Origin of the sequence: Rhodococcus wratislaviensis (genome assembly GCF_900455735.1) — a bacterium.
In the GTDB taxonomy this organism is placed as follows: Bacteria; Actinomycetota; Actinomycetes; order Mycobacteriales; family Mycobacteriaceae; genus Rhodococcus_F; species Rhodococcus_F wratislaviensis.
This window is the reverse complement of record NZ_UAUI01000001.1, coordinates 800,276-820,796: the sequence shown is the minus strand read 5'-3', so window position 1 is coordinate 820,796 and position 20,521 is coordinate 800,276. Positions and strand designations below refer to the sequence as shown.

The 20,521-nt window shown below is 65.6% G+C and carries 17 protein-coding genes and 2 pseudogenes; 5 read left to right on the top strand and 14 right to left on the bottom strand.

Features of this window, described 5'->3' with window-relative positions:
• Window positions 1-113: 113 nt before the first annotated feature.
• Entirely contained in the window at window positions 114-1,001 is an 888-nt protein-coding gene (locus DTA22_RS03715; protein ID WP_037241038.1) for a LysR family transcriptional regulator, read from the bottom strand.
• Between the two features lie 187 nt (window positions 1,002-1,188).
• Between DTA22_RS03715 and DTA22_RS03710 the strand changes: the two genes are divergently transcribed.
• Both DTA22_RS03710 and DTA22_RS03705 read left to right on the top strand, forming a co-directional pair.
• The gene (locus DTA22_RS03710; RefSeq protein WP_037241042.1) at window positions 1,189-1,722 is read left to right on the top strand and encodes a 2,4'-dihydroxyacetophenone dioxygenase family protein; all 534 of its coding nucleotides are present in this window, start codon (window positions 1,189-1,191) and stop codon (window positions 1,720-1,722) included.
• Window positions 1,719-2,255, top strand: a complete 537-nt coding sequence (locus DTA22_RS03705) for a VOC family protein (RefSeq protein ID WP_037241044.1) — start codon at window positions 1,719-1,721, stop codon at window positions 2,253-2,255. Before DTA22_RS03710 ends, DTA22_RS03705 begins: the two co-directional genes overlap by 4 nt.
• 437 nt (window positions 2,256-2,692) lie before the next feature.
• On the opposite strand, the pseudogene DTA22_RS03700 reads toward DTA22_RS03705, so the two are convergent.
• Window positions 2,693-3,082 (bottom strand): annotated as a pseudogene (locus DTA22_RS03700) (ATP-binding cassette domain-containing protein); the annotation flags it as partial.
• Here DTA22_RS03700 and DTA22_RS03695 point away from each other — a divergent pair.
• Complete coding sequence (locus DTA22_RS03695; RefSeq protein WP_245973485.1) at window positions 3,082-3,810, top strand: ABC transporter permease; 729 nt, start codon at window positions 3,082-3,084, stop codon at window positions 3,808-3,810. The pseudogene DTA22_RS03700 and the gene DTA22_RS03695 sit on opposite strands and share 1 nt — an antisense overlap.
• A 321-nt stretch (window positions 3,811-4,131) precedes the next feature.
• A complete protein-coding gene (locus DTA22_RS03690; protein ID WP_235214266.1) occupies window positions 4,132-4,755 on the top strand; it encodes a GntR family transcriptional regulator in 624 nt (207 codons plus the stop codon).
• Between the two features lie 367 nt (window positions 4,756-5,122).
• On the opposite strand, the gene DTA22_RS03685 is transcribed toward DTA22_RS03690, so the two are convergent.
• The 11 genes from DTA22_RS03685 to DTA22_RS03640 all read right to left on the bottom strand — a co-directional run bounded on the left by DTA22_RS03685 (window position 5,123) and on the right by DTA22_RS03640 (window position 19,032).
• Window positions 5,123-6,385 (bottom strand): ATP-binding protein, encoded by a 1,263-nt coding sequence (locus DTA22_RS03685; protein WP_037240328.1) that lies wholly within the window; start codon window positions 6,383-6,385, stop codon window positions 5,123-5,125.
• 1,008 nt (window positions 6,386-7,393) lie between these two features.
• The gene (locus tag DTA22_RS03680) at window positions 7,394-8,521 is read right to left on the bottom strand and encodes a pyridoxal-phosphate dependent enzyme (protein WP_245973486.1); all 1,128 of its coding nucleotides are present in this window, start codon (window positions 8,519-8,521) and stop codon (window positions 7,394-7,396) included.
• Window positions 8,522-8,625: 104 nt separating this feature from the next.
• Window positions 8,626-9,834 carry a M24 family metallopeptidase gene (locus DTA22_RS03675; protein ID WP_112298520.1) on the bottom strand — a complete coding sequence of 403 codons (1,209 nt, stop codon included), beginning with the start codon at window positions 9,832-9,834 and terminating at the stop codon, window positions 8,626-8,628.
• A 34-nt stretch (window positions 9,835-9,868) separates the two neighbouring features.
• Window positions 9,869-10,606 carry an MFS transporter gene (locus DTA22_RS03670; protein ID WP_112298519.1) on the bottom strand — a complete coding sequence of 246 codons (738 nt, stop codon included), beginning with the start codon at window positions 10,604-10,606 and terminating at the stop codon, window positions 9,869-9,871.
• Window positions 10,603-11,193, bottom strand: coding sequence for an MFS transporter (locus DTA22_RS03665; protein ID WP_160118489.1), 591 nt, complete (start codon window positions 11,191-11,193; stop codon window positions 10,603-10,605). The genes DTA22_RS03670 and DTA22_RS03665 overlap by 4 nt, the downstream gene beginning before the upstream one ends.
• An 807-nt stretch (window positions 11,194-12,000) precedes the next feature.
• Window positions 12,001-12,171, bottom strand: coding sequence for a hypothetical protein (locus DTA22_RS36015; RefSeq protein WP_160118488.1), 171 nt, complete (start codon window positions 12,169-12,171; stop codon window positions 12,001-12,003).
• 515 nt (window positions 12,172-12,686) lie between these two features.
• Entirely contained in the window at window positions 12,687-14,483 is a 1,797-nt protein-coding gene (locus tag DTA22_RS03660; RefSeq protein ID WP_245973534.1) for an acetolactate synthase large subunit, read from the bottom strand.
• A gap of 443 nt (window positions 14,484-14,926) precedes the next feature.
• Entirely contained in the window at window positions 14,927-15,277 is a 351-nt protein-coding gene (locus DTA22_RS03655) for a hypothetical protein (RefSeq protein WP_245973487.1), read from the bottom strand.
• 93 nt (window positions 15,278-15,370) lie between these two features.
• Window positions 15,371-15,670, bottom strand: a complete 300-nt coding sequence (locus DTA22_RS03650; protein WP_112298516.1) for a hypothetical protein — start codon at window positions 15,668-15,670, stop codon at window positions 15,371-15,373.
• Window positions 15,667-16,830, bottom strand: coding sequence for a 2-oxo acid dehydrogenase subunit E2 (locus DTA22_RS03645; protein ID WP_037240314.1), 1,164 nt, complete (start codon window positions 16,828-16,830; stop codon window positions 15,667-15,669). Before DTA22_RS03645 ends, DTA22_RS03650 begins: the two co-directional genes overlap by 4 nt.
• Before the next feature lie 18 nt (window positions 16,831-16,848).
• Window positions 16,849-19,032 carry a transketolase-like TK C-terminal-containing protein gene (locus tag DTA22_RS03640; RefSeq protein ID WP_255309398.1) on the bottom strand — a complete coding sequence of 728 codons (2,184 nt, stop codon included), beginning with the start codon at window positions 19,030-19,032 and terminating at the stop codon, window positions 16,849-16,851.
• A gap of 86 nt (window positions 19,033-19,118) precedes the next feature.
• Here DTA22_RS03640 and DTA22_RS03635 point away from each other — a divergent pair.
• Window positions 19,119-19,571 (top strand): annotated as a pseudogene (locus tag DTA22_RS03635) (Lrp/AsnC family transcriptional regulator); the annotation flags it as partial.
• Here DTA22_RS03635 and DTA22_RS36630 read toward each other — a convergent pair.
• On the bottom strand, window positions 19,537-20,517 hold the full coding sequence (locus DTA22_RS36630; protein ID WP_112298514.1) for a M24 family metallopeptidase: 981 nt from the start codon (window positions 20,515-20,517) through the stop codon (window positions 19,537-19,539). The pseudogene DTA22_RS03635 and the gene DTA22_RS36630 sit on opposite strands and share 35 nt — an antisense overlap.
• Window positions 20,518-20,521: the final 4 nt, after the last annotated feature.

The following is a 20,521-nucleotide window of genomic DNA, read 5'->3' as shown; positions in this document are numbered from 1 at the left end:
TCCGTTGACACTCACCATGTCAGACGGTCCCGGACCAGGTGCCTCGTCATCGAGGATCCGACCATGGGACCGTCTGACCGCTCTCCACCCATACCGAATCGCGTCACTCGCCCCTATAGGACGTTCCCTCTGAACTCCATGGCACCGTCGATCAGCGCACGTGTACCCGCGCTCAGGTCGTCCCGCCGTGTACAGAGGCACATCGTCGACCGCGGCGCATCCCTGACCGGCACGAAGACGACGCCCTCATGCGGTCGTGTGGCCTCCACGGCTCTGGTGGTAATCACAATCGCCGCTCCACTCGCCACAACTTCGAGCATCTCGTCCATGGTGCGTACCGACGGGCCGTAAACGACCGGCCGACCACTCGGCCGAGGGTCGCACGCCCACCACCTGACCCATTCGGGGTCGGCGCCGTCCGACCGGACATGCGGTTCGTCGTCGAGATCGCCCAGATCGACGTAGTCGCGGCCCGCGAGCGGATGCCCAACCGGAAGCACCGCCACACGCGCCTCGTCACACAGCACGTCGAGTCGGAGTCCGGACCGGTCCGACATCGGCGGACGGAGGATCGATCCGTCGACCTCACCCGACCGGACCGCGCCTGCCAAATCGGCCCATTGAAGCTCGACCAAGGCCACCTCGAGCCTCGGCTGGCGCTCTCTCACGAGTTCCAGAAAACGACGGGTCTGCCCGACAAGGGAGGCCGCCATGAACCCCAGCCGAACCGGCGGAACCTCCGATGTCGCCGCCTCCACCGCCCGTCGTGCGGTGGCCAGAAAGGCCCGGGCCTCGGGCAGGAACCGGCGCCCGGCCGCCGTCGGCTGCAACGGATGCGCCGATCTGTCGATCAATTCGACGCCCAACTGCTTTTCAAGCCTCTTGATCTGCTGACTCAATGCAGGCGTGCTGATGAAGAGCTTCTCCGATGCGCGACCGAAATGTCCCTCTTCGATCACCGAGACGAAGTATGCGACGAGCCTCGGATTCAGATCGTCCACCTGGTCACCGCGCCTATTCCTGAATCTCTGACCTGCCGCGATAAGCAACAGGTTAACGAAATGAAAACAAGTGTAATGGACATCACATTCGTTACCGAGGAGATTCTAAATCACTCCCGAGGCCACCCGGACCACGGCAGCCACATCACAATTCCGGGCATTCTCCCCACGAAGATTGGATGCGATCATGCGCACTGCAGGCCCCGAGTACTGGATGACCAATCCCGGCATCACCGCAAAGGGAGCACGCAAGGAATTCATCGATCCCGAGCAGATCCCGTGGACCGATTGGCTCATGCCCGGTACCCGTTTCAAGCTCCTCTACTGCAACCTCGTCACCGGATCGTTCACCGTCATCCTGCAGGTCGATGCCGGCAGCGTCGCACCGCCGCACTGGCACATCGGCAACGTGCAGGCGTACATCATCGACGGCGGCTTCTACTACGACGAGGACGACAAGGGCGAGACCGGGATGTACACGTGCGAGGTCGCGGGTGCGGTCCACTCTCCGACGTCGCCGCAGGGCACGACGATGTTCGCCATGGTCGACGGACCGATCGCCGGTTACGGGCCCGAGGGCGAGCTCGGCGCCATCGCGGACGCCCGCCTGCATTACTACATCGCTGCGGCGAACGACGCCGTCGGTCACACCCAGCTCGTCGACTACGCGACCGATCCGTCGGTCGGCATGCACAGCATGGTCCCCGAGGCCGCGAAGTGAAGTGCTCACTGGGGCCGGTCCGGCAGCTCGGCTACGCGGTCACCGACATCGACGCCGAGCTCGATTACTGGACGAACAAGCGTGGCGTCGGCCCGTTCTTCGTCGTCGAGCACATCCCGTTCGAGGACGTGCACTACCTTGGACAGAGCGTCGAGATCGACCTGACGGTCGCGATCGCCTACAGCGGGTCCATGCAGATCGAGCTCATCGAGCAGAACGACGCAGGCCCGTCGCCCTACCGCGACTTCATCGCTGAGCACGGCCCTGGACTGCATCACCTCGCGGTGTTCGCCGACGACTTCGATGACACGGTTCTGCAGGCACAGGCGTCGGGCGAGGCGGCCACCTTCACCGGCAGCATCAGCGGCTTCGGCCGGTTCGTCTACTTCGACACGGCAGGTCAGCACCTCGCCGTCGAGATCGGTGACGTCGGAGGCGGAACCGGCGTGACGGAGATGTTCGCCGCCTTCGAAGAAGCCGCGAAGAGCTGGGACGGCACGGACCCGGTCAGGGTCGTCAACCCGGCAGTCTGATTCGCACTACGTCCGTTTCCCGCACTCGGTCGGAACGGTGGCCGCCAGCCTGGTAGTGAGACACCGGGCTGGCGGTCAGGCGGGAATCGGAGTGAATGTAGAGTATCGGATGAGAACACCTGTCTACTTAAAGGCTTGCGGCGGTCGGACTTTCACCGTGTTCCTACCCAAATATTCCGTGTGGAGAGGGATTCCGGTGAAGTGTTGTGCGTCGAACGCGTGGTGGGCAACGGCAGGGCTGTGTTCGCCAGTTCAGATGGAAAGTGTTGATGAGGCTGATCCCTTGGCCCCGGCGGGCTTGAGGAAACAGCGGCGGTCGAGTGCCGCGAGGGACGGGTTGACGCGCGAAGACATGGAGAGGATGGACCTTTCGGGTGGGATCAGGGGAAGGTGAGCGTGGTGTCGGCGTGCAGGAGTCCGTCGAGCAACTCCTTCTTTCAGGCCGCGAGCCGGCTGTCACCGCGTGATCGTGGCCGCGCCTGCGGGATCGGCAGGTCACGGGTGATGCCCTGCTCGGTGAGCAGCAGGACGCGGTCGGAGAGGACGAGCGCTTCCTCGACGTCGTGGGTGACGAGAAGAACGGTGCGGGGCCGGTCGGCCAGCACCCGCTCGAGCAACTGCTGCATCGCGACCCGGGTGATGGCGTCGAGGGCGCCGAAGGGCTCGTCGAGCAGCAGTACGTCGGGCTGATGTAGCAGTGCGCGGGCCAGGGCGACGCGTTGGCGCTGCCCGCCGGACAATTCGGAGGGCCAGTCCGTCTCCCTGCCGGCGAGGCCGACCGCGTGGAGCAACTCGACCGCCTTGTCGCGCTGGTTTCGGGTGCCGAGTGCTGATCCTCGGCTGGCAGTGGGCGTCGTCGACCGGCGCGATATCCCCGTCGATCCTTCCCCCGCCCAGCACGGTGCTCGCCACCGCGGATCAGCTGTGGACGTCGGGCGAACTGCAGTGGCATCTTCTGGTGAGTGTGCGCTGGATCCTGATCGGGTTCACCCTCGGCGCCTCCCTCGGCCTGCTGCTCGGCTTCCTCGTCGGGCTCTCGAAGATCGCGGAGGGGCTCGTCGACCGCACCCTGCGGATGCTGCGGGCGCTGCCACACCTCGCGCTGGTGCCGCTGCTGATCGCCGCGTTCGGCATCGGGGAACTGCCGAAGATCGTCCCCGTCATGCTCGGCGTGATCTTCCCCGTCTACCTCAACACCGTCGCGGGTATCCGTACCGTGGATCCCAGACTGATCCAGCTGGGCGAGTCATACGGACTCGGCCGCGGCGCCCGGATCCGCGACATCATCGTCCCCGGCGCGATGCCGATGATCCTCACCGGCATCCGATACGCCCTCGGCGTCGCGTGGCTGACCCTGGTGATCGCCGAGACCATCGCCACCAGCGAGGGCATCGGCTTCCTCGCCCAGAACGGCCGCGACATGCTGCGCAACGACCGCATCGTCCTCGCCATTCTTCTGTACGCGATCGCGGGTCTGCTCGCGGACCAGATCACCCGGTTCATCGAGGCCCGGGTGTTGCGCTGGAACCCTCACTACCAAAACGGAAGTCGCTGATGCCCCGCCCTCCCTCGTCGGTCTCGACCTCAACAGCACCGCGGGCCGGCGGCGGCGGCGCGGCGCCGACGGGCGGTCGCCGGGAGGTGAGGTGGCGCCGCGGCGCGGTGCGACCTGGGTGTCAGACATATCGGACGCCCAGGATGGATGGGTGGGTGGTTGTGCATGACTTCTCCTTGTGCCGACGCCGAAGGAGCCTACGAACAACTGCACATAGATGTATGCATCTGTATACACACGGATCAAACCATTTACTCGAACGCCTGCGCTCCGGTAAGGGTTGCGTCATGGCATGTCTTCATGCCGGAGAGAGGACAACCCGTGGAACGAGAGTCATCGGCGTACAAGCAACTACGCGAGCGCATCACCGGGGGCACCTACCGCCCGGGAACGATGCTGGTGCCCGCGACGATCGGCACCGAACTCGGGCTCTCCCGCACACCGGTGCGCGAAGCGATGCAGCGCCTGGACTACGAGGGCCTCGTCGTCCAGGCGCCGCGCGGGTACCGGGTGCGCGAGCGGTCCGCCGAAGAAGTGCTCGAGATCTGCGAGGCCCGTATGGCCCTCGAATCGGCGTTCGCCTACTCCGCGGCCACCCGCCACACCGACCTCGACCTCGCTCGACTCACCCGACCGTTCGACCAGGCCGTCGAAACCCCCGATCCCGTGACAAGCTTGGCTCTACACAACGAATGGCACAGTGCGCTGCGCAGCGCTGCACACAACCAGACGATCGCCGAATTGATGGATCGACTCGACGCCCAGCTTCGGGTGTACGACGCGGAAGAAGCGCAGGCCGAATCGAATCTGCAGCAGATCGAAACCGAGCACCGCGATATCCTGACCGCCGTCCGCTCGGGAAATGCCGAGCAGGAGAGGCTTCTCATGATCGCGCACCAATCCCGCACCCGTGACCTGCGAATCGCCGCGATGGCCAGATGCTGACGGGACCTGGTCGTGCACCTGGGGGCACAGATTCTTCGACCCGGCTGTAATTCGCGGTGCGGTTCGATCGACGCGGATGCGGGCGTCACTGCCTGCCCTCGAAAACCGTCGCCGTGCATGAGCCGTCCGAATGCTCCCGGGGCCGACTTGTCGGTCAACACGACGGCGCAACTGGCGGCCGACACCGGAAGGCCGCCTGAGACGGAATCGAGTGGGGGTGTACTAGTGGCGGACGGGGCACCGAGCGATGACCCGACGACCTCTATCTGCAGGACACGGACCTCGGCGAGCGGAGGGACCGTATCGGCCGCTGCTCAGGACCCGCCCAGCGTTTAGTGCGACATGAGGGTGGCGTCGTATGTCGGGTTCAGGTGCGGGCGTGGTTGTCGATGTCTTCGGTGAATTCGCCCATCATGTCGGGGGTGAGGGTGGGGCGGACGGTGCTGATGACGTCGAGGTAGTCCTGGGTGCTGGCGTGGCAGCGGCCGCCGGAGTCGACACTGCACTCGAAGGTCGCTTGCGCGACGGTCCGTGCCGCGTGGGCGACGTCGGCGGGCGTGTAGCCGTCGGTGGCGGCGACGAGTGCGGATACGTCGACGTCCTCGTTGCCGAGGTAGCGCTCCCACAGGGCGTGCCGGGCGTCTGCGTCGGGTGCGCCGATGGGTAATACGTAGTCGAACCGGCCGTGTCGCAGGAACGCCTCGTCGAGTGCTCGAACGGAGTTGGTGGCGCATACCAGGAGTCGGCCGCCGCGCTCTCGGAAGGTGACGATCGATTTGAGCAATTCGTTGACCACGCCGACGGATGGTGAGCCGGGGTGTCGCCGGGAGGCGACTTCCTCGACCTCATCGATGAAGACGACGACGTGCTGGAGTTCGTCGAGCGAGGCGAATGCGTCACCGATGCCGGCGGCGAGTCCGTTTCCGTTCGTCGCGAGCCGGGAGGGGAACAGTTCGACGAAGGGCCAGCCGAGGCGGCTGGCGATGGCTCGGGCGAAGGTCGTCTTGCCCGTCCCCGGCGGACCGAAGAGCACCACGGCTCGCGGCGCTGTCACGCCGTGGTCGGCGGCGAGCGCGGGTCGCGACAGTGGCAGAACGATGCGGCGTTCGATGAGGGATTTCTCGTCGGTCATGCCCGCTACCTGTTTCCACAGTCCGGCCGGTGGGACTCCGCCGCCGAGGCGGGTGAGGACGGCCGCCGTCTGTGGTGACACGGTTTCGGTCTTTTCGTAGTAGGTGACGCCGCTGCGCGCTCGGAAGCCGGAGTTGGTCAGGGCGGCCGCGCCGGTCTCGCCGTCCGGGAGGAGAGCGGACAGGCGCCGGACTCCTTTGGCGAGGAGGCGGTGCTCGAGTTGCGAGAGCAGGGCGCTGCCGAGTCCGCGGTGGCGCCAGTCGGGGTGGAGGGAGATGCGCACGATCCATGCACGGTCCTCGTCGACTCGGCTGATCGCGGTCCCGACGATGTGTCCGTCGACCAGTGCGACGACGGCGGGGTGGTGGTTCGACAGGCTCGACACGACATCCGACAGTCCGAACAGTGGCGGTTGGTCTGTCGTACTGGAGTCGGTGTCCATGCGGACGACTGCGTCGAGGTCTTCGGGTGCGAAGTCCCGGATACTCCAGGCGTCCATGCAGCGCCTCCTGGACGTGGTGGCGGAAAATTAACAGGATACCCCCGGCGGTGAACCTCTCGACAGGTGTCTCTACATGGTTTCTGTCAAGCAGCTGCAACGGATGGTGCTCGGTAGAACGACCGAACGACGGTAGACCCGGCCGGGCTCTTCAGGGCGGCCAAGGAACGGTGTACCCCTGCGCCCGGGTGGGCCAGTTGGGGGTTGGTTTGCCGCGCAGGACATCTCACCTGGAGGCGGTGTCAGCGGTGGGTACGTGTTGGTTCTGAGCCGCAGCGGTGGCAATCGGTTCGAAGCCGACCTGGGGTCCATCGAACGGTCAGGTGAGCAGCTGTTCCCCGAAAACGGCACCGTCGGCGAGCGTCACCGAGAACCGTCACGCCGGGCCTCATCGTCCTGCTTCCCGCCGTAGCCTCGGACGCATGAAGTGCTGACCCACATCGGATGCCGGGGCACGCGTTGGCTGCAGATCCCCCGGCTCACGTTGCGGCAACCGAATCTAACGCCACGCGTGGGAGGTGAGTGACCGTCCGCATGAGGACGACCATCAAGCGTGAAGGAAGTGGTGGTGATGGTCAAGGCTCCCGCTCGTCGTTCCCCCGTCGCGGCGCGGTGACACCCCGGAGCGCGGTCCGATCGCTCGACAGCGAAATTCCAAAGCGTCTGTCGCGCAGTCGCGTATGTGTTAGCGGCCGTACTTAGTTGCGTCAATGCGCATCTATGACGGTTTAAGATCAAGATGGTCCTTGTCCTGTTCTTGTTCGACTACCCAAGGATCAGCGTTGAGGATCGTGCTGCTCGACGACCAGCACGAGGTGTGGGCTGCGGCGCTGGCGTTTATCGCAGACCGCTCTCAACATGGCCGTGGAGTCGCTTTGGGGCGAGTCACCCCGGGACGATCCTTCGCTCGTTCAAGGTGAAGGACCTGTTCGACCCGGCCGCTGATATGCACAGCGGTCGGGCCGAACATGCGGTCTGTTGCCGCCATTAGTCGTTGTCGGAACTGCCCTACAGGACCGTCCGCAGCGCGGTGATGGTCGGTTCAATCACAGGGATATCAGCCCGCTGGGCACTCGTCTCGGCCGCTGACTTCAGTCCACTCGAGGTGATGACCAGGACGATCTGGTCCTTGCCGCTGAGTGCCCCAGAATCGCGCAGCTGTACAGCCACAGCAAGGCTCATCGCCGACGTGGTCTCGGCATAGATTCCAGTTGTACGGGCGATGAGTGCCTGTGCATCAAGTATTTCGCGGTCGGAAACCGGTCCGGCCGCGGCCCCTTCGGTCCGACGGATCGTCGCGAGCGTCTGGTATGTCCCGACCGGCGTCCCCGCGGAGAACGCGAGCGTCGGTCGCCGCTCGATCTCTGGGACAACGTCCCCGCAGTCGTTGCGGATCCCCCGTGCGTGCGGGCCGAGGGCTTCCGCGGCGATCATGCGTGGCAGGGCGTCGATGTGGCCGACGGCACGGAGTTCTTCGAAGCCACGTGCGATACCTGTCAGCCCATCACCGTACGCGGTGGGCACGATGACCTTCGACGGCGAACCGCCGAGCTGCTCGAACAGTTCGAACGCGATCGATTTGTACCCCTCGATGCCGTATGGTGGCGAGCCGATCGGCGGCCCGGAATAGCCGGAGACCGGAAACCAGCCGAACTCCTCGATCCCCGCACGCATCACGGTCCATCGATCCGGAATGGTCGGCAGCGCAATGACCCGCGCTCCATAGACGCGCATCTGCTCCATCATGAGTACGGAGGCGCTGCGCGCGGCGAGTACCACGCACTCGAGGCCCGCCGCGGCAGCGTACGCCGCTGCAGCGGCTCCGTGGTTTCCGGTGGAGGCAACTACTACTGTTCGTGCCCCCATCTCGACTGCTTTCGTGATGGCGACGGCGGCCAGGCGATCCTTGTATGACGACGTGGGGTTTTGACTCTCATCCTTGAGAATGACCGAGCGCACGCCGAGATGTTTCGCTAGCGCCTCAGATCGGAAAGCGGGCGTGTTCCCCTCACCCAGGCTGACGGGACGAGAAGTGGGTGCGATCGGATAGCCTGCGCGCCAACGGAAGATCCCCGGCTCGTTGGGATCGGCCGACGCTACTGGGTCGTAGTCCAAGAAATTGGTGTGCAGATTCACGGGGACTCCGTCTGCCGCACACGACCGGCAGCCCCCGACCCCGAACTCCTCTGCGACCAGCCCCGCGCAGCGTGGACAGGCCATTTTTCCGGTGTAAGGGCTGGTCACGAGACGACCCGCAGATCGCGGGTGCTGATTGTGAGGCTCTCGCAGCCGTCCTCCGTAATCACCAGGGTGTCTTCGACCATTATGCCGCCCCAGCCGAGCACATAGTAGGGCGTCTCCACGCAGAGTACGTTCCCAACCTCGAGTACGTGGGTTTCGTCGGACGCCACCCGGAAGCCCTCGTAAATCTGCTGGCCGATCCCGTGCCCGGCGTGCTGGCGCCGATACGGCTTGATCACGCCGGCCGCCTCGACGGTCTCGATGGCCTCGTTGAACAGCTGCGCCGCAGGCACTCCCGGTGCGGCGATCTCGATCTCGCGCAACTCGCCGGCGAGGATCGCGGCATAGCGATCACTTTGCAGGGCAGTCGGCTCACCGATGACTGCGGTGCGACCGATATCAGAGCGGTAACCGTCGTAATCGCAGCCGATATCGAAGCGAAGCAGATCTCCCTCTCGAACTACCGCATCGGTCGAGAACTCATCCGCCAGTGCCGACCGGACGCCGGTGGTGAGGGTGATGAACTTTGGGATGGCACCCCCCTCGGACATGGTGCGTGCGACGATCGCGGCCAGTTCGTTCTCAGTAACCCCAGGCCTCGCCGCCTCGATCGCCGCGGTGACCCCATTCTCGGCAAGTCGCGCAGCATGGCGGAGTCGATCGACCTCGCCGGGGAGTTTGATGCTCCGAACGGACTGCAGCCAGCCGCTGGCGTTGCGGAAGGATGCCCCGGGAAGTGCATTCACAAGGGCATCTCTGACCTCGATCGAGCAATCCTCATTGTCGACTCCCACGACACCTGCCGAGGAGATCAGCCGAGCGGCGTAGGCCACTGCGGAGCCGAGTGAGGCCTGCTGGGGCGCCGTCTGCAATGCGGGGTGATCGTCGACGATCGAGTCGAAAAAGAACGTGCCATACGGGATGTAGCGGTCCGGAGCGAAGCCGCCGGCGATTGCGGGCGCCGATTCGGCGGTGCCCCCCACAAGCAGGACCGTGTTCGTCGTGACGATTGCCGCCATCCGCTGGGCCCGGCGGTTGACACCGGGCGCGCTGCGGTAGCCCGTGGCGTACTGAATGTTCTCGAAGCCGCAGCACACGAGGGCATCGAAATCGGACTCGGCGAGTTGCGTCTGCAGCCGCTGCAGGCGTGCGACCGTGATGTCGTCGAACTGGGGGAGGGTCGGGACGGATGCTGTTGCGGTGGTCATACCAATCTCTTTTCTTAGCAATCGTTTAGGAAAATCAATGGACGGCGGCAACCGGCGCTGGCGAGCCCGCTGCCGGCTTTCGCTTAGGCTGGTTGTAGCCGCGAACTGTCGCGACGCAGAAGATGCTGATGCCAACAGCGATCAGGCCGTAAATCGTGATGGCTGTGGACGAGCCGGTCGTGTCGAGCAACATGGCCGCAACGAACGGGGCAATGCCGCCGCCGACGATGCCAGCCAGCTGAAAGCTGAAGGCCATGCCGCTGAACCTGGTCTCCGGCGGGAACAGCGAGGCGAGAAGGCTGGCGTATGGGGCCCAAACTGCCTTGGCGGCAATGCCATTGGTGAATACCGCAGCGGCGATCGCAAGGCCGGGCCGGCCGGTGTTCAGCAGGGGGAAGTACGCTCCGACGCCGATTGCGAGTCCGACCAGGCCGAACAGGGCCAGCTTTCGCACGCCGATGCGGTCGGCGAGCATGCCCATGAGCGGTGTGGTGACGACCGCGAGGCCGGCGGCACACATGGTGGACATCAGAATCACCGAGTCGGACATGAGATTCTGTTCCTTGACATAGATGATGGCGAAGACAGTGACAATGTAGAACGCCACGTCGTTACCGATCCGGCAGCCCATGGAGAGCAGGAACGTCACGGGCTGCTGGCGCAGCACCGCCAGCAGTGGGGTGCGGACCGCCTCGGTCGTCTCCATTCGCTGCTCGAACTCGGGGGTCTCCGTGATTCGCAGTCGCAGCCACATGCCGACGGCGATGATCACGAGGCCGCCGAGGAACGGTACGCGCCAGCCCCACGATATGAACTGCTCGTCGTCGGTGAACGCTTTGGCAAGCCAGAATGCGCCGTTGGCGAGCAGCAGGCCAAGCGGATCGCCCGCCTGTGGGATGCTTCCGAAGAATCCCTTCCGCTTACTCCCCCCTCCTGCTCGACAGCGAGTAGTACCGATCCGCTCCACTCACCGCCGAGCGACAGGCCCTGGACGATGCGACAGACCACGAGCAGCGTGGGCGCCCAGATGCCGACCTGCTCGAAAGTCGGCAGCAGGCCGATACCTCCGGTAGCCGCGCCCATGGCGAGCAGGGTCACGAGAAGCACCTTGCGGCGGCCGATACGGTCGCCGAAGTGACCGGCGATGGCGGCGCCGATCGGGCGTGCCACAAAGCCGACCGCGAAGGTCGCGAAGGCACTCAGCGTGCCCGCAACGGGAGAGCTGTGTGGGAAGAAGATCTGGGGGAATACGAGCGCGGCCGCGAGGCCGAAGATGATGTAATCGTAGAATTCGAGCGTGCTGCCCACCAGGCTCGCTTGCAGCGCGCGGCGCTGGCTTTGGTCCGATTGCGTAGCCACTTTTCCTCTTTCGTCCCTAATCTCGACGCGAGACGTTCGCGTCGTGTGATCGATGTCACGAGTATGGGGAGTACCTGATCGTTCACACAAGGTGAATATTGTGAAGTAATTGCTTCACTTCTTCTTCCGATTCGTGATCCAGTGCTTGACCTGCGGAGACTGTGCCTCCTGCACGCACTAAAGCGGCTCGGGACAGGACCATCGCCGCAGTAGCCGACGCACTCCGCTTGGCCCCGTCCGGCGTCTCGCAGCAACTGAGCCAGGTTGGAGACCACCGGCGTGAAACTGCTCGAGAGAGTGGGCCGCAACGTCCGGCTTACCGCCGAGGGGCAGGTGCTAGTCGGGCACGCCAGGCAGCTGGAACGGCAGGCGCCGACCTCGCGGCCGCCGTGCACGAGCCTGTAGGCACGATCCGGGTCGGCGCATTCCAGACCGTGGCCGAATCCATCGTTCCCGGCGCTGGCGATACTGAGGCACAAACGACCGCGTGTTGAGGTTATCGAGGCGAAGCCAAGCAACGCACTGCCTGCGCTGCTGTCTCGCGACTCAGACCTGTTGATCACCGAGCAGTTCCCTGGCTACCCGTACCCCGTGCCACCCGAGGTGACCCGACTGCCGATCGGGCACGACCCCCTGAATCTCGCTCGGCCGGGGGACAACACCTCGCTCGACCTTGCCACGCACGCTACGACGCATGGGTCATGGAACCTGAAGGCAGCGTGGGCGGACGGTAGGCCATCGCCCGGTGCCGGGAAGCGGCTTCGAAACCGACATTCGCGTCGAGGCGGCCAACCTCTCCATCCATGTTCAGCTGGTGCCGGCGGGGCATGCCAACGCGTTGCTCCCCGGCCTGCTGTGGCGGACACACCGGATGCCGAGCAGCCTCACGATCTTCGCCGACGAGCCCCGCTCGACGTCGATCGCGCTCCGCGTCGGCAGCGACACGCACCCCGCGATCAAGGCCGTCTCGACGGCCATCCAAGGCTCCGCAGCCGCCCTGGCGACCGCGGGCCCATCGCCCCGGAATCCGCCAGGGGCACAGAGTCCTCCATATCGACGGACATCCCTGGTACTCGGTGATCGCTGCTTGAGCCCGGTTGAGATTGACAATTGTGCTGACCATGATCTCGTGAGTCGTTTGCCGACGATGCTTCTTCCGTTCAGACTCAGACACCTTTGAAAGTTGCGCTCGTGCTGCCGTTGTTGGCGCAGTGCGACATACGCTTGCTGGCGACCTCGAGTGGTTTACGGCAAGGTCGAGAAAGATGCAGGAGTAGGTTCCCGACCTCGGCCTTGGGCGGGTCAGGCTGTTCGAAGGTTGTTCCCGTACACCGACCATGCGAACTTGGCGATTCGTCGCCTCTCGCCAGGGTTCATTCGTGTGTCGGTGGTGACGACGGTGCAACTCACAGATCAGGGATTCGACCTTCGGGCGCGATCCGTTTCGTGCTCTCGAATGGGGCCTGCGCAGGTCCCCGGACAATCCCCCCAGATTAGTCTTCCTCGTCGAAGAGGGGGCGGATTCCTTTGGCGGCCATGATGTGGTCGTTGCTGGTGCCGGCGGCGACCATGGGCCAGACCAGGGCGTCGTCGCTGACGATGAAGTCGATGACGACCGGTCTGTCGTTGATGGTTCTGGCCTGGGCGATGACGCGGTCGACGTCTTCTTCGCGTTCGCAGCGCAGGGCGGCGCATCCGAGGGCTTCGGCGAGTGCGACGAAGTCGGGGATCCGGTGTGAATGGGTGGCCAGATCGATACTGGAGTAACGCTCTTCGTAGAACAGGGCTTGGAGTTGTTTGACCATCCCGAGGTTGCCGTTGTTGATCAGCGCCACCTTGATCGGGATGCCCTCGATGGCGGCGGTGGCGAGTTCCTGGTTGGTCATCTGGAAGCATCCGTCGCCGTCGATGGCCCACACTTCGCGGTCGGGGGCGCCGAGTTTCGCGCCGATCGCGGCGGGGACGGCGTATCCCATGGTGCCCAGCCCGCCGGAGTTGAGCCAGGTGCGGGGTTGTTCGAACCCGACGAAGTGCGCGGCCCACATCTGGTGTTGACCGACCCCCGACGCGTAGATGGCGTCCGGTCCTGCTGCTTTTCCGACGGCTTCGATGACGAACTGCGGTGAGAGCATTCCGTTCGCAGGGGTGGTGTAGCTGAGGGGGTATTGGTCGCGGATCCGGTCCAAGACCTCACGCCAGCCGGTCAGGTCCGGTGGGGGTGAGGTCTCGAACCTATGGCGCAGGGTGGTGAGCAGTTCGGTGAGGATGCGGCGGCAGTCACCGACGATCGGGACGTCGGCGTGTCGGTTCTTGCCGATCTCGGCGGGGTCGATGTCGGCGTGGATGACTTTGGCGTGTGGGGCGAACGAGTCGAGGTGGCCGGTGACGCGGTCGTCGAATCGGGCGCCGAGGGCGATCAGCAGGTCACTTCTCTGCATTGCGGCGACAGCGGCGACGGTGCCGTGCATGCCGGGCATGCCGTAATGCAGCGGATGGCTGTCGGGGAAGGCGCCGCGGGCCATGAGGGTGGTCACTACCGGGATTCCGGTGAGTTCGGCGAGGTCGAGGAGTTCGGTGGCGGCGTCGGCTTTGATCACCCCGCCGCCGACATACAGCACGGGCGCGGTCGACGACGTGATGAGTGCGGCGGCGGCTCGGATCTGTTTGGCATGCGGTTTGGTCACCGGCCGGTATCCGGGCAGATTCAACTCTGGTGGCCACGAAAAGCTGGTCTGTGCCTGTAAGACGTCCTTCGGGATGTCGACGAGGACGGCGCCGGGCCGACCGGTGGAGGCGATGTGGAAGGCTTCGGCAATGGTGCGGGGAATGTCTGCCGGGTTGGTCACCAGGTAGTTGTGTTTGGTGATCGGCATCGTGATGCCGCAGATGTCGGCTTCCTGGAACGCGTCGGTGCCGACCAGGTTGGAGTGGACCTGTCCGGTGATGGCGACCACGGGAACGGAGTCCATCTGGGCGTCGGCGAGGGGGGTGACGAGGTTGGTGGCACCGGGCCCGGAGGTGGCCATGCAGACGCCGACCCGGCCGGTGGCTTGTGCGTAGCCGGTGGCGGCGTGGCCGCCGGCCTGTTCGTGCCGGACCAATATGTGTCGCACGCGTGTGGATTCGAGCATCGGGTCGTAGACGGGGAGGATCGCCCCGCCGGGGATGCCGAAGACGTAGTCGACGCCGAGTTCCTCGAGTGTCCGGATCACCGCTTGGGCCCCGGTCACCCGTTCGTGTGATGGGCGGGCAGGACGGTCTTCGGACGGTTGGTCGGCTCGAATCGAGATGACATCGGCGATTGGTGTATTCACTGTGCGGTTCCCTCTGATCTTGTGCTGCACCGTTGTGCCGCGTGAGGTATGTCGTTCGACGGTCGGGGTTCGTCCGCAACGAATCTCAGGAAGATCTGGTCACGTGGTGCGCCGCGCTTCAGCGGGATCTCGACCAAGCGCTGTCATGGCGGACAGTCGGTATATGTGCTCTGCAGAGGTGACGCCGCGCTGAGGCGTGTCAACTGAACCCTCGCCGCCTGTCGGAGTCGATGAGTGTATTCGCTGAAGTCGGTGGCGGAGGCGGCCGTCACGGTTTCCGGTGCAGACCCCCGAGAGGTACCCGGAGGAGCGCGTAGTCGAGAATGTCAGTGTCGTTTTCGCCGTCCACATCTCTTCCTACCAAATTTTCCTGCTCTGATGCCTTCCCCGACTTGGATGAGGCCAGCGCACACCCTCGTTCACCTTCGTTGTTCAGGTGACAGATCGCCGAGGGCATATCGAAAGGGTGGGAACCTGAGCGGTCGCCGGTGGCGCGGGTAGGCGCTCGCCAAAAGGCGCACCTCGTCGTGGGTGCAGCTGGACTCGGGGATGAGCTGCCACAATCGCTCGGTGAACCGGTGCGTGGTCATGCCGAAGTGGACGAGGATTTCGTCCTCGGTGGCGCCCCCGTAGGGGGCCCACATTCTGGCGAACTCGATGAGGCGCGCCCCCTCGTAGTCGGGATGCGTGCGCGGGCGGTGGGCATCGATCCACCTGGCACGCCGCCGCTGACGCCACTGGCGATACTGGTGGTACTGACGAGAGTTCATGGAATTTCACTCGGATATTCGGGCCGGAGAGACTTTCGGAATCGGGACGCGAGAGAGATACGGGAGGCGAGCCGGTGACTCTAGCGGTGACCGTCATTGCTTCTCGCACTGCACAAGGCAGTCGGCTCCGCCGCCGATCCCATACTGCGCGTCGAGCTTTCGTATGCAGAAATCAAGCAGCCGCTTCTGCTCGTCGGGGGAGAGCTGGTGGTCGCGGACGGGACGCAGGGCATCGAGAACCCGACGATAGAATAGCGCCGGACCGATTCCGAAGTGCGGAAAGATGAATTCGTCGCCACCGCCGTAGGGTTCCCATCGGACCGAGAAGGCGAGCAGTTCCCGTTCGTACCCACTCAACGGTTCGCTCTGCAGTTTCGAGTAGGGGGCGGTCACTGTAGGTCCTCGACTGGGAAGCCATTCTCGAGTCGCCGTTTGACCGCTGTCAGGTAGCGTGCGGCGTCGGCGCCGTCGACGATGCGGTGGTCGTACGATAGCGACAGGTAGGCCACCGACCGAACATCGATCCGCAGTTCGCCGCTCTCGCCGCGGGTGGGAACGAGGCGTTCGACCACGGTTCCGATCCCGAGAATCGCTGATTGCGGTTGGTTGACGATAGGGGTGTCGAACAGCGCCCCACGGCTGCCGGTATTGGTGATGGTGAACGTGCCACCGGACAGGTCGTCGGGGCGGATGGCGCCGGTGCGCACACTGTCAGCGGCACCGGCGATCGCCCGGGCGAGTGCGGGGATCCGCAACCCGTTGGCATCGCGGATGACAGGGACCATCAGGCCTTTGTCGCTGTCGACGGCCATGCCAAGGTGCACAGCACCGTGGTAGGTCACCTCGGTGCAGTCGGCGTCGAGCGAGGAGTTGATCACCGGGTGCGCGGTCAGCGCCTCCATGGCCGCCGCCACAAAGAACGGCAGGAACGACAGCTTCATCCCGGTCCGTGTGTGGAAGGCCTCCTTCTCGCGGGTACGCAGGCGGGCGATCGCGGTGATATCGACCTCGACGACCGTGGTCAGTTGCGCCGAGGTCTGCAGCGACTCGATCATCCTCCGCGCGATCGTGCGGCGAATGCGCGGCAGCTTCTCTACCCGATCACCGCTGTCTGCCTGCGGCGCTGCCGCCGGGGACTCCGGTGCCGGCGGCGGAGTGGGTACCGGCGCGGACGGGGTAGCCGGGGCCAGGGCCGCCGGAGCCGGGACCTGGACGGCCGCGGCTGGGGCTGCCGGGGATTCGGGGGCAGGCGCAGGGCTGGGTGCGCTGCTCTGGGCGTGCGCACCCGCGGTGTCGGGCGGCCGTGCACCGAGAACCGCCACCGCCGCGCCGACATCGACTAATGCGTCTTCCGGTGTGAGCACTTCGAGCAGGGTGCCGGCGATCGGGGAGGGGATCTCGGTGTCGACCTTGTCGGTAGCGACTTCGAGCAGGGGTTCGTCGAACTCGACGTACTCGCCGGGGGCTTTGAGCCAGCGGGTGATGGTGGCTTCGGTGATGTTCTCACCGAGCGAGGGCAGCGTCACCGTGGTGCCGGTCTGTGTCGTAGTCATTCGTGGTGTCTCTCTGGGTCAGTCGGCGAGGTTGAGGGCGGCGCGGACGATGCTGTCGGTGTCGATTCCGTGGTAGCGGTAGACGTCGTCGAGGGAGCCGACCTGCCCGAACTTGCTGACCCCGAGCGCGGCCCCGCGCACCTGGTTGATGCCGGTGAGGAACGCCAGGGTGTGCGGGTGCCCGTCGAGGACGGTCACCATCGGTGCCGCCCGCTCCGCCGGGAACACCTGATCGAGAATCCACGACGGGCCGTCGGCCAATCCCCGGCGGGCCTGGACCGCCTGGAACAGTAGTCCGGGGCTGGTGACGCACACGACGTCGGCGGCGATACCCTGCTCGGCCAACCGGTTTGCGGCGGCGAGGGTTTCGGGGATCATCGCGCCCATCCCCACCAACGTGACCGCCGGGTTGTCGGCGTGCCGCAGGGTGTAGGCGCCTGCGACCACCTGCCGGCGGCGACGCTCCCGAGCCGCCGGATCCGACGGTACATTCGCCAGGGTCTGATCGACCGGGCGGGTCGACAGGCGCAGATACGATGACGACCCGTCCGGGCGCCCCAGCCGGGAGATGCTGTCGAGCAGGGCCCACTCGGTGTCGATCGCGAACGCCGGTTCGAAGCTGACGCAGCCGGGTTGCTCGAGTCCGATCGATGGGGTCTTGATCGACTGATGCGCCCCACCCTCCGCGGCCAGGGTCACCCCGGACGGGGTGCCGACCAGGATGGACTGCCCGCCGGCATAGATCCCGTACGACCACGGTTCGAGGGCGCGTTCGACGAACGGGTCGTACATCACCCCGATCGGGAACAGCGGCTGACCCCAGCGACTCCAGGTGGCACCGAGCTCCCCCATCAGTCCGACGAGGTTGGTTTCGGCGATGCCGAGTTCCATGTGTTGCCCGGTGGGCTTTTCCCGCCAGTGCATGATGGTTTCGGCGTCGTCGTCGAACCAGTTGCGGCGCTCGTTCGGTGACCACACCCCGACCTTGTTGAGCCACCCGGCCAGGTTGGTGGTCGAGGAGACGTCGGGGCTGATGGTGACCACCCGTTTGGCGGCCTCGGGTGCCTGCCGGGACAGGTCCAGCAACGCGCGACCCAGTGCCGCCTGGGTGGTGGACGTCCCGGACGGGGTGCGTCCGATGTCGGTGGGGACGGCGGGCGGGGTGGTCAGCTCGATGGGTTCACGCTGCAACCAATGGGCGGAGGCGGCGCAGACACGGCCGGCGGTGCTGTCCGGGTCGAACCGGGCCCATGGGTTGTTCGGGTTCATCCCCAGCTCGGCGGCGAGTTGTTCGTACTGCTCCACCGTGAGCAGCGACGAGTGGTTCTGCGGATGCCCCTGAGTGGGCAGGCCGCGGCCCTTGATGGTGTAGGCGATGATCACCGTGGGGCGGGTGTCGTCGATCTGCCCGTAGGCCGCGCGCAGGGCGTCGAGGTCGTGCCCACCGAGGTTGCGGATCGCGGCCAGGAGGGTGGCGTCGTCCAGGTCGGCGATCAACGATGCGATCGCGCTCGAGTCGGGGCCGTCGCCGGGCAGCCGGTCGCGCAGCTGCTCGGCGGTACAGCGCAGCAGCCGCTGGTATTCGGGGTTGGGCATGTCCAGGATCCGGGTGCGCAGCGCCGGCCCGCCGGGGCGGGTGAACAGCGACTCGAGCAGGGTCCCGAATTTGACGGTCAGCACCTGCCAGCCGGCGGCGGAGAACATGGATTCGAGGCGGCCGGCGGCGATGTTGGGGACCACCCGGTCCAGGGACTGCCGGTTCAGGTCGACGATCCACACGATCTCGCCGAGTTCGGCGACGGAGTGATCGAGGATCGCCTCCCACACGGCGCCCTCGTCCAGTTCGGCGTCGCCGACGAGGGAGTACTGCCGACCGGTGCCGGCGCCGCCGATGTGGGTGTCGACGAAGCGGCGGGCGATGGCACCCCAGATCGGGGCGGTCGCACCGATGCCCACCGACCCGGTCGAGTAGTCCACCGGGTCCGGGTCCTTGATCCGGGACGGGTACGACTGCAGCCCACCGAATTCGCGCAGCGTGGTCAGGTATTTTTCGTCCAGCTCGCCGAGCAGGTAGTTGATGCCGTGCAGCACCGGGGAGGCGTGCGGCTTGACCGACACCCGGTCACCCGGGCGCAAGGTGGCAGCGTTCGGGCTGCCGGTACGACATGAGTTCTGTATGCAGAACGTGGAATAGTTGATCATCCGCTTACGCTTTCGGCAAGACCGGCCGCGGATTTTCAGCATTCTGCGCAGCATCATCGAGTTCACATCAGTGGGAGGTTGGCAATATGCCCACCCGGAGCACCATCGATTCCATCGACGCCAGCATCCTCGAGGCATTGAACGCGGACCCGCGAGCCACCGTGATCGCGCTGGCCGACAAGACCAAGCTGTCCCGTAACACGGTGCAGGCCAGGCTCGCCAGGCTTGAGAATCAGGGCGTCCTTCGCCCATTCGAACGCCGTATCGACCCGGCTGCGCTCGGTTACCCGCTGACCGCGTTCATCCTCACTGCGGTCACGCAGCGCAAGTTGACGCCCATCGCCGCCGCGCTCGACGGCATCGCAGAGGTGGTGGAAGTGCACGGACTAAGCGGCGTCACAGACCTTCTCGTCCACGTCGTCGCCCGCGACGCCGACGACCTGTACCGGATCGCTGGCCGCATCCTCGACATCGACGGCGTCGAGAAGACCACCACAGCCCTCGTCATGCGCCAGCTCCTCGACTACCGTCTGACTCCACGACGGCCTCGATGGCGGCGGCGAAGAGATCCGCTGTCCGCAGCCCCGGTCGGCAGATCTCGATCTCGCGCTCCTCACCGCGCCAGATCGCGTTGTACCGGTCGCTCTGCAACGCGGTGGGCTCGCCGATCACGGCGGTCCGGCCGATATCGGACCGGTAGCCCTCGTAATCGCAGCTGACGTCGAACCGCAGCAGGTCGCCCTCGCGGATAACGGTATTCGTGGGGAACTCGTCGGCCAGCGCCGAACGCTCGCCCGTGGTGAGGGTGATCGAGCGCGGCATCGCCCCACCGGCGGCCATCGTCCGACCGACGATGGCGGACAATTCGGTTTCGGTCACGCCCGGTGCGGCCGCGGCGATGGCCGCGGTGATCCCGTCTTCGGCCAATCCGGCCGCATGCCGCAATCGATCGATCTCGCCGGGCAATTTGATGCTGCGCACACCCTGCAGCCACCCGCTCGCGTTGGCGAACGTGGCGCCGGGCAATGTGCTCACCAGTGCGTTACGCACCTCATCGGCACAATCGTCCTCGTCGACGCCGACCACGGACAGGGGCACGGACTGGAGCAGGCGGGCGGCGTACTCGACGCCGGCGCCGAGCGAGGCCTGCTGCGGTGCACACTGCAGTGCGGGATGGTGTTCGGTGACGGAGTCGAAGTAGAACGCGCCGTAAGGGATGTATCGATCAGGGGCGAGGCCGCCCGCCACAGCCGGGGCTGCTTCGGCGGTACCGCCGACCAGCAGCACCACGGCCGGGGTGACGATCGCGGCCATCCGCTGGCTGCGGCGGTTCGCCCCGGGCGCGCTCCGGTAGCCGGTCGCGTACTGGATGTTCTCGAAGCCGCAGCACACGATCGCGTCGTAGCTCGATTCCGCGAGCTTGTCCCGCAGACGGTCCAGCCGTGCCTCGGTGATATCGCCAATTGCCGGTAACGTCAGCGTCATGTGA